6 protein-coding genes are annotated in these 9,071 nt (G+C 72.7%); 5 read left to right on the top strand and 1 reads right to left on the bottom strand.

Going from position 1 to position 9,071, the window contains the following annotated elements:
• Positions 1–128 precede the first annotated feature (128 nt).
• From ABZ260_RS39525 to ABZ260_RS39515, 3 genes are all read left to right on the top strand, one after another.
• Positions 129–1,148, top strand: coding sequence for an iron chelate uptake ABC transporter family permease subunit (locus tag ABZ260_RS39525; RefSeq protein WP_355627781.1), 1,020 nt, complete (start codon positions 129–131; stop codon positions 1,146–1,148).
• 2 nt (positions 1,149–1,150) lie between these two features.
• The gene (locus ABZ260_RS39520; protein WP_350959424.1) at positions 1,151–2,173 is read left to right on the top strand and encodes an iron chelate uptake ABC transporter family permease subunit; all 1,023 of its coding nucleotides are present in this window, start codon (positions 1,151–1,153) and stop codon (positions 2,171–2,173) included.
• Between the two features lie 86 nt (positions 2,174–2,259).
• Positions 2,260–5,661 (top strand): amino acid adenylation domain-containing protein, encoded by a 3,402-nt coding sequence (locus tag ABZ260_RS39515; RefSeq protein WP_355627778.1) that lies wholly within the window; start codon positions 2,260–2,262, stop codon positions 5,659–5,661.
• A 26-nt stretch (positions 5,662–5,687) separates the two neighbouring features.
• On the opposite strand, the gene entS is transcribed toward ABZ260_RS39515, so the two are convergent.
• Complete coding sequence (gene entS, locus ABZ260_RS39510) at positions 5,688–6,929, bottom strand: enterobactin transporter EntS (protein WP_355627775.1); 1,242 nt, start codon at positions 6,927–6,929, stop codon at positions 5,688–5,690.
• Between the two features lie 78 nt (positions 6,930–7,007).
• Between entS and panD the strand changes: the two genes are divergently transcribed.
• Both panD and ABZ260_RS39500 read left to right on the top strand, forming a co-directional pair.
• On the top strand, positions 7,008–7,415 hold the full coding sequence (gene panD, locus ABZ260_RS39505) for an aspartate 1-decarboxylase (RefSeq protein WP_350923836.1): 408 nt from the start codon (positions 7,008–7,010) through the stop codon (positions 7,413–7,415).
• A gap of 3 nt (positions 7,416–7,418) precedes the next feature.
• Positions 7,419–9,071 (top strand): AMP-binding protein (locus tag ABZ260_RS39500; RefSeq protein WP_355627773.1); only part of this gene is annotated, 1,653 nt, incomplete at its 3' end.

Here is a 9,071-nt window from a genome sequence, read left to right as displayed (position 1 = left end):
GGAGCCGGTCGTGAGGGCCGGTGCCTGCCCTGCCGTGCGGCGCCGGGGCCCGGCGCCGATTGTCCACCGGTGCGTGTTGTCGGGGCCGTACGTCGCCATTCTTGTTAGGTTAGGCTAACTTAATCTCTGTGGCTCCCCCCGCGAAGAGCGCGTATATCCGGAGACGGCTGACCGGCCTGTGTCTGCTCGGTGGCCTGTTGCTGCTCACCGTGCTGGCAGGCATCGCGATCGGCGCCAAGCAGATCCCGCTGGACCAGGTCCTCTCGGGCGTGTTCGCTCCCGACGGCTCGGAGAACGCGCTGATCATCCAGGAGCTGCGGCTGCCGCGCACGCTGCTGGGGGTGGCCGTGGGGGCGGCGCTCGGCCTGGCGGGCGCGCTGATGCAGGCGCTGACCCGTAACCCCCTGGCCGAACCCGGTCTGCTCGGCGTCAACGGCGGCGCGGCGATGGCGGTCGTGACGGTGGTCGGCCTGTTCCGGGTGGACGAGGTCCTCGTCTACGTGTGGGCGGCGTTCCTCGGGGCCGCCGGGGCCGCGTTGCTGGTCTACGTGATCGGGTCGCGCGGCCGTTCCGGCGCCACCCCCGCGCGGCTGGTCCTGGCGGGAGCCGGGATCCATGCGGTGTTCAGCTCGCTGACGGCGGGGGTGATGCTGCTCAGCCCGCGTGGTTTCAACGGCTTCCGGTTCTGGCAGGTGGGCTCGCTGTCCGGACGCGACCTCGGTGTCTTCGCGCAGATCGGCCCGTTCCTGCTGGCGGGGACGGTGCTGGCGCTCTGCCTGGCGCGCCCGCTCAACGCGCTGGCGCTGGGGGAGGACACGGGACAGGCACTGGGCGTACGCGCGGGCCGGACCCGCGCGCTGGGGGCGCTGGCGGTCGTGGTGCTGTGCGGCGCAGCCACGGCGGCGGTGGGGCCGATCGCCTTCGTCGGGCTGGCGGTGCCCTTCGTGGCCCGGGCGCTGGTCGGCCCGGACCAGCGCTGGGTGCTGCCGTACTCGCTGCTGCTGGCGCCGGTGCTGCTGCTCGGCGCGGACATCGTCGGTCGCGTGGTCGCGGCGCCCGGCGAGCTGGAGACGGGCATCGTCACCGCGTTCCTGGGCGCCCCCCTGCTGGCACTGATGGTCCGTCGCGGAAGGGTTCCCCAGCTGTGAGCATGAATCGTGTCCTGCGCGTCGGGAGCATGTCCGTGCGGTGGCGGCCGCGGGCCGTCGCCGTGTGTGCCGTGCTGGCGGGCGTCGCGCTGGGGGCGGCGGTGCTCGTGGTCGGCAGTGGAGACTTCCCCGTCTCCGTCACCGAGGTGGTGGAGGCGCTGGCCGGGCGGGGAGAGCGCGCGACGGAGTTCATCGTGCTCACGTTGCGCCTGCCCAGGGCCGTCACCGGCCTGCTCGCCGGGGCGGCCCTGGGCCTGAGCGGTGCGATCTTCCAGAGCATCACGCGCAACCCGCTGGGCAGTCCCGACCTCATCGGGTTCACCACGGGTTCGGCCACCGGCGCGCTGCTGCAGATCCTGGTCGTCGGCGGCGGCACCGCCGCCATCGCGGCCAGCTCCGTCCTCGGTGCGGTGCTGACCGCGCTCGCCGTCTACCTGGTCGCCTACCGCGGCGGGGTGCACGGCTACCGGCTGGTACTGGTCGGGGTCGCCGCGGCCGCGATGCTGGAGTCGTTCAACGCCTACCTCGTCACCCGGGCCGAACTGCGCGAGGCGTACGAGGCGGCGTTCTGGCTCACCGGCAGCCTGACCGGCAGGGGCTGGCCGCACGCGTGGCCGCTGGCCCTGGCCATGGCCGTGCTCGTTCCGGTCACGATGGCGTTCGGGCGCCGGCTGCGGATGGGGGAGCTCGGAGACGACGCGGCCCAGGCGCTCGGTGTGCCGGTCCAGCGGACGCGGGCCGCGCTGGTGGTGACGGGCGTGGGGCTGGTGGCGGTGGCGACCGCGGCGGTGGGACCGGTCCCGTTCGTCGCGCTGGCCGCACCGCAGCTGGTGCGGAGGCTCACCCGCCGGCCCGGCACGCAGCTCGTGCCGGCCGCGCTGATGGGCGCGGCGCTGCTCGTCCTCAGTGACCTGGCGACGCTGCACCTGCCGGTCACGCCGCCGGTCGGTGTGGTCACCGGTGTGCTGGGCGGCGTCTACCTGATCTGGCTGCTGTCGACCGAGGGGATGCGGGGGCGGGCGTGAGCGGGTCGCGCGGTTGGCCGGAGACGAGCGTTGACGCCCGAACATCCTTAAATTAGGTTAGCCTTGCCTAACTTAGGGAGAGCTCTGTGCTGACCAGGGAAGAACTGCACGATTCGCTGACAGAACTGCTCGGAGAGCCGGTGGAGGCGGACGACAATCTCATCGAACTGGGCATGGATTCGATCCAGCTGATGGGATTGACCGGCCGCCTGCGCCGCCTCGGCGTCGAGATCGGTTTCGCCGAACTCGCGCGGCGGCCCACGCTGGCCGAGTGGTGGGAGCTACTCGCCGAACGCGGTGCCCTCACCCCGTTTCCGAGTTCAGGCCAGGACCGCGTTCCCGATCCCGAGCGGGAGGCCACGGAGCCGGGCGAGTCGTTCCCTCTCGCGCTCATGCAGCACGCCTACTGGATCGGCCGCGACTCAGGCCAGTCACTCGGCTCCGTCGCCGCACACCTCTACGTGGAGCTCGACGGCCGTGAGATCGACCCCGGCCGCCTTGAGCGGGCGGTCCTGGCACTCGTCGAGCGGCATCCGATGCTGCGGGTCGCCGTCTGCGACGACGGCACCCAGCGCGTCCTGCCGGAGCGGCCGGGACCCGCGGTCACGGTGCACGACCTGCGCGCCGCGCCGGATCCCGAACAGGAGCTGGAACGGCTGCGCGCCCAGATGTCCACCCAACGGCTTCCCATCGAGACGGGCCGGGTCTTCGACGCGCGGCTGAGCCTGCTGCCCTCAGGGGCCGCGCGGCTGCACCTGGACGTCGACATGGTCGCCGCCGACGCGATGAGCTACCGCACGCTGCTGGCCGACCTCGCCGCGCTGTACGAGGGCGAGAACCTGCCGCCGATCGACTACAGCTACGCGCGCTATCTCGCCGCCGACCCCCGCGCCAAGACCCGCGACCGGGACCGCAGGTGGTGGGGCGAGCGGCTCGGCGAGCTGTCCGGGCCGCCAGAGCTGCCGGTCGTGCCACGCCCGGGGGAGAAGGTCGTGCGCAAACACCACTGGTTGCCCCCCGAGGGCCGGCAGCGGCTGATCGCCCGCGCGCACCGCGAGGGTGTCACGCCGGCGATGGCGCTCGCCGCGGTCTTCGCCGAGGTGATGGGGGCCTGGTCGGCGACCCCGCGCTTCCTGCTGAACCTGCCGCTCTTCCACCGTGAGCCCATCCACCCCGACGTGGACGCCCTGGTCGGCGACTTCACCGGCTCCATCCTGCTGGAGGCGGACCTGTCGCGGGAACTGCCGTTCGTCGAGCGCGCCCGCGAGCTGCAGGCGCTGCTGCACACGGCCGGTGAGCACAGCGACTACTCCGGGGTGGAGGTGCTGAGAGACCTGTCGCGGGCGCGGGGTGAGCAGGTGCTGGCCCCGATCGTCTACACCAGCGCTCTCAACCTCGGCGAGCTGTTCGGGGAGCGGGCGCGGCGCAGCTTCGGCGAGCCGGAATGGATCATCTCCCAGGGGCCGCAGGTGCTGCTGGACGCCCAGGTCACCGAGGTCTCCGATGGCCTGCTGCTGAACTGGGACGTGCGCGATCCGGCTTTCCCCGACGGCGTCGCCGACGCGATGTTCGCCGCCTACACGGGCGCGATCACCCGCCTGGGCGCGCCGGGCGCCGACTGGAGCGAGCCGCTGGGGATCGGCGCCCCGCCGGACCAGCTGCGCCGGCGGCACGAGCTCAACGCCCAGCCGCCGCCACCCGCGCGGACGCTGCACGAGGGGTTCTTCGCGCGGGCCCGGCGTACTCCGGACCTGGCGGCGTTGCACTGGGGCACCGACGGCACGCTCACCTACGGCGAGCTGGCCGACCGCGCCCTGCGCGTCGCCGCCCACCTCGCCGAGCGGGGGGTGCGGCCCGGCGACCGCGTCTCGGTCGAACTGCCCAAGGGGCCCGACCAGGCCGTCGCGGTGCTCGGCACGCTGGCCGCCGGTGCCGCGTACGTACCCGTCGGGTCCGGACAGCCCGCCGCCCGCCGGGAGAGGATCCTGAAGGCGGCGGGGGTCGTGGTCTCGCTCACCTCGGCCGTGACGCACTCCGCGCCGCTGGAAGGACCGGTTCCCGTTCCTCCCGGGCAGGTCGGCTACGTGCTGTTCACCTCGGGCTCCACCGGGGAGCCCAAGGGGGTGGAGGTCTCGCACCTGGCCGCGATGAACACGATCGGAGACCTGGTCGAGCGGTTCTCGCTCGGTGCGGCGGACGTCTCGCTCGCGGTGTCGGCCCTCGACTTCGACCTGTCGGTGTTCGACCTGTTCGCGCCCTGGTCCAGCGGTGGCGCCGTGGTGATCCCGGAAGAGGACGAGCGGCGCGACGCCACCCGCTGGGCCGAGCTGGTCGAGCGGTGGTCGGCGACCGTGCTGAACTGCGTGCCCTCGGTGCTGGAGATGCTGCTGCGGATCGGCCCCGTACCGAGCCTGCGGCTGGTCCTGCTCGGCGGCGACTGGGTCGGCACCCACCTGCCCGCGCTGCTGCGTGACCGTTCGCCGAGGTGCCGGTTCGTCGCGCTCGGCGGTACGACGGAGACGGCCATCCACTCGACGGTGCTGGAGGTCGACGGCGAGGTGCCCGCAGACTGGACGGCGGTCCCCTACGGCGTGCCGTTGCGGGGAGTGGCCTGCCGGGTCGTGGACGAGATCGGGCGCGACCGCCCCGACTGGGTGCGGGGCGAGCTGTGGATCGGCGGCGCCGGTGTCGCGGACGGCTACACCGGCGACGCCGAGCGCACCGCCGACCGTTTCGTCGTGCACGAGGGCACCCGCTGGTACCGGACCGGGGACATGGCCAGGTACCGGCCGGACGGCACGCTGGAGTTCCTCGGGCGGCGCGACCACCAGGTGAAGGTGCGCGGGTTCCGGATCGAGCTCGGCGAGGTCGAGACCGCGCTGGAGAGCCACCCCCGGGTACGCAGGGCCGTCGGCCTGCTCGCCGGCTCACGGCTGGCCGCCGCGGTCGTGCTCGCGGAGGAGCCCGAAACGGAGACCGGAACGCCGGAGCTGCTCGCCCACGTACGGGAGCTGCTGCCCTCGCACATGGTCCCGGACCTGCTGGTGCCCTTGGCCGCGCTGCCGCTCACGGCCAACAACAAGGTGGACCGCAAGGCGCTCGCCGCCCTGGTCGCCGCCGCGGCGGGGGAGACGGGCACGCCGTACACCGCCCCGGCCACGGCGCTGGAGCGGGTGCTCGCCCGGGTGGTCGGCCAGGTACTCGGCGTGCCGCGGGTCGGCGCGCACGACGACGTCTTCGCGCTCGGTGGCGACTCGGTGCTGGCCACCACCATCATCGCGCGGCTGCGCGAGGCGCTCGACGCCTCGTCCCTGCCGCTGAGGGCACTGTTCACCGAGCGGACCGTCTCGCGTGTCGCCCGCCGGTTCGCCGAGGTGGAGGAGACCTCCGGCAGGCTGGAGGCGGTCGCGGAGATCTGGCTCATGGTGGAGGGCATGTCCGAGGACGAGCTCGCCGAGCGCCTGGGCGCGGGCGGCGGAGGCGACTGACCGGTCGTCACCGCGGGGTGGCGCGGCTAGGCGTCCTGAGGTTCGCTCTCCAGGGTCGCACCGCGCAGGCCGGTGAGCGTGAGGGCCAGGGCCAGCGCCAGCGCGGCGCTGGCCGCTCCGTACACGACGATCGCGGCACCGGGGGCCAGGTAACGGCCGAGCGCGCCCGCACCGAGCGCGCCGACGGCCTCGCCGCCGGTCTCCTGGGCGGCCCACAGGGCGTTCACCCGGCCGAGGTAGCCGTCGGGGGTGTGCGCCTGGATGAGGCCGTAGCGGAGGATCTCCTCGATGGACGCGACGAAGCCGTACCCGAAGAGGATCGCGACGGCGAGCGCGGGATGCCCGGCCAGTCCGAGGCAGGCCAGGAGCACGAAGCCGCAGACCGACGCGACGAGCAGCGCCCTGCCCGGTGCGCGCGAGTGCACGACCCACCCGCTGGTGAGCGAGCCGAGCACCGCGCCGCAGGCCGGCGCGGTGTAGAGCAGGCCGATCGTGGCCGGGCCACCGCCCAGCTGCAGGGTCGCGAACGCGGGCATGAGCACCGGGATGCCGCCCGCCACCATGAACAGCAGGCCGAGCAACATGAGCGAGCCGACGACGCGGTGCGAGGCCACGAACTTCAACCCCGAGGCGATCGCCCTCAACGGGTTCTCGGTGACCACGACGGCCGGTCTCAGGGCGGGGAGCCTCGTCAGCAGGCCGAGGGTGACCAGGGTGCCGAAGGCCGCGGCCGCGTAGTTCCAGCCGACGCCGAACGCCGAGATGGTCAGGCCGCCGAGCGCGGGAGAGATCATCGAGCCGAGCCGTACGGTCAGCGCGTTGAGCGCGCCCGCCGCGACGAGCTTGTCCGGGGGGACCAGGGCGGGGGTCGCGGCCAGCAGCGCGGTGACGCTGACACCGGTCGCCAGCCCGTCCCAGGCCGCGAGCAGGTAGATCGCGGCCAGCGAGGGGGAGGGCAGGAAGGCGTTCAGTGCCAGCAGCGCGAAGCCCAGACCGGCCGCGCCGCGCGCCAGGAGCATCAACCGGCGCCGGTCCTGCCGGTCGGCCAGCACCCCGCCCCATAGGAACCCGGCAAGTAGGGCGAACCCCTCGGCAGAGGAGACGGCGCCGACGTGTACCGTCGATCCGGTCATCGCATAGACCTGTACGGGCACCGCGACCAGGAGCATGCCGATGCCGAAGACCGACACGGTACGTGCGACGAAGACGTCGCGGAAGGCCCTGCTGGTTCTCAGCGGGCTGATGTCCATGGCCAGACGGCGCAACATCTTCGGGGTTCTCCTCAGCAGGCAGAATTAGTAAGGTGAGGCTAACCTTAGTTGACCTTAAGGAAAGAGGACAGAGCAGTGCAGCGGGTCCTTATGAATGGAAAGATCCACCGTGCCACCGTGACCCAGGCGGACCTGCACTACGTGGGTTCCCTGACGATCGACGCCGAGCTGATGGCCGCCGCCGACATCGTCGAGGGTGAGCAGGTCCACGTCGTCGACATCGACAACGGTGCCCGTCTCGTCACCTACGCGATCACCGGTGAGGCCGGCACCGGGATCATCGGTGTCAACGGCGCGGCCGCCCACCTGGTCCACCCGGGGCACCTGGTCATCATCATCTCGTACGGGACGTTCGACGCCGCGGAGGCGAAGGCGCACCGGCCCAAGGTCGTCCACGTGGACGGTGCCAACCGCGTCGTCGCGCTCGGCTCCGATCCGGCCGAGCCGGTCGCCGGCGCGGCGGCCCAGATCGCGGGGCGGTGACCGGTGGAGGGGTTCACCCCGTGGCCCGAGGAGTTCGCGGCGCGCTACCAGGCCGAGGGCTACTGGGGCGACCGGCTGCTCGGTGACGTGCTCGGGGACGTGCTCGGCGGGGGCGAGAAGGAGCGGACCGCGCTCGTGGCCGGGGAGGAGCGGCTGACCTACGCGGAGCTGGATCGCCGCGCCGAACGCACCGCCGCCGGCTTCGCGCGGCTGGGCATCCGGCAGGGTGACCGCGTCGTGGTGCAACTGCCCAACACCGCCTCCTTCGTCGTCGTCTTCCTCGCCCTGGTCAGGATCGGCGCCGCTCCGGTGCTGGCCCTGCCCGCGCACCGGGGGAGCGAGATCGGCTACCTGTGCGAGCTGAGCGAGGCCAGGGCGTACGTCATCCCCGACACTCACGGCGGGTTCGACTACCGCGACCTGGCCCGCTCGCTGGCGGTGGAACATGTCGTGGTGGACGGGGACGCCCAGGAGTTCCGCGCGCTGGCCGACCTCGGCACCGGCGCGGGGGCGGACGTGTCCTACGAGCGGCCCGGCCCCGCAGACGTGGGGGTGTTCCTGCTCTCCGGTGGCACCACCGGGCTTCCGAAGCTCATCCCGCGCACTCACCGCGACTACGTCTACAACCTGGAGGCCAGCGCCGAGGTCTGCGGCTTCACCTCCGAGACCGTCTACCTCGTGGTGCTCCCGGTCGCGCACAACTTCGCGCTCGCCTGCCCGGGCATCCTCGGGGTGTTCGCCAAGGGCGGCACGGTCGTGCTGGCGCCCTCCGGGGCGCCCGACGAGGCGTTTCCCCTCATCGAGCGCGAGAGGGCGACGGCGTGCGCGGTGGTGCCGCCCATCGCGCTGCTCTGGCTGGAGGCGGTGTCCTGGTCGAAGGAGGACCTGTCGTCGCTGGAGCTGCTGCAGGTGGGCGGCGCCAAGTTCGCGGCCGAGCGGGCCGCGCAGGTCCCCGGCGTGCTGGGCTGTGCGGTGCAGCAGGTGCTGGGGATGGCCGAGGGACTGCTCAACTTCACCCGCCTGGACGATCCCCGGGAACTGGTCGACACCACGCAGGGCAGGCCGCTGTCGCCGGCCGACGAGATCCTGGTGGTCGACTCCGACGACGTGGAGGTCGCCTCCGGCGAGGTCGGCGAGCTGCTCACCCGCGGTCCCTACACCCTGCGCGGCTACTACCGCGCGCCCGAGCACAACGCGCGCTCCTTCACCCCCGACGGTTTCTACCGGAGCGGAGACCTGGTACGGATGCTCCCCTCCGGCCATCTCGTCGTGGAGGGCAGGGTCAAGGACCAGATCAACCGGGGCGGTGACAAGATCTCGGCCGAGGAACTGGAGAACCACCTGCTGGCCCATCCCGCGGTGCACGACGCCGCCGTGGTCGGTGCGCCGGATCCGGTGATGGGGGAGCGCACCTGCGCCTTCCTGATCGTGCGGGACCAGGCGCCGACGCTGCGGGAGATCAAGCGGTTCCTGAAGGAACGCGGCGTGGCGGGATACAAGTGGCCCGATCGTGTCGAGCTGGTCGACGCCTTCCCCCGCACCCCGGTCGGCAAGGTCAGCACGCCCACCGCACCGCGCACCGCGGCTCCGGGATCGACTTCACCGGCTTGCGCGCCTACAGCGACGGCGACGACGCCCGGCACATCGACTGGAACG

The sequence above is a fragment of the Streptosporangium sp. NPDC006013 genome (genome assembly GCF_040614275.1).
In the GTDB taxonomy this organism is placed as follows: Bacteria; Actinomycetota; Actinomycetes; order Streptosporangiales; family Streptosporangiaceae; genus Streptosporangium.
Note: the sequence above shows the minus strand (reverse complement) of the source record. Positions and strands in the feature narration are given on the sequence as shown.

Bases quoted from the DNA above. Each gene is read 5' to 3' on its own strand.
- entS (WP_355627775.1), bottom strand. From the start codon at position 6,929: ATGTTGCGCCGTCTGGCCATGGACATCAGCCCGCTGAGAACCAGCAGG.
- ABZ260_RS39520 (WP_350959424.1), top strand. From the start codon at position 1,151: ATGAATCGTGTCCTGCGCGTCGGGAGCATGTCCGTGCGGTGGCGGCCG.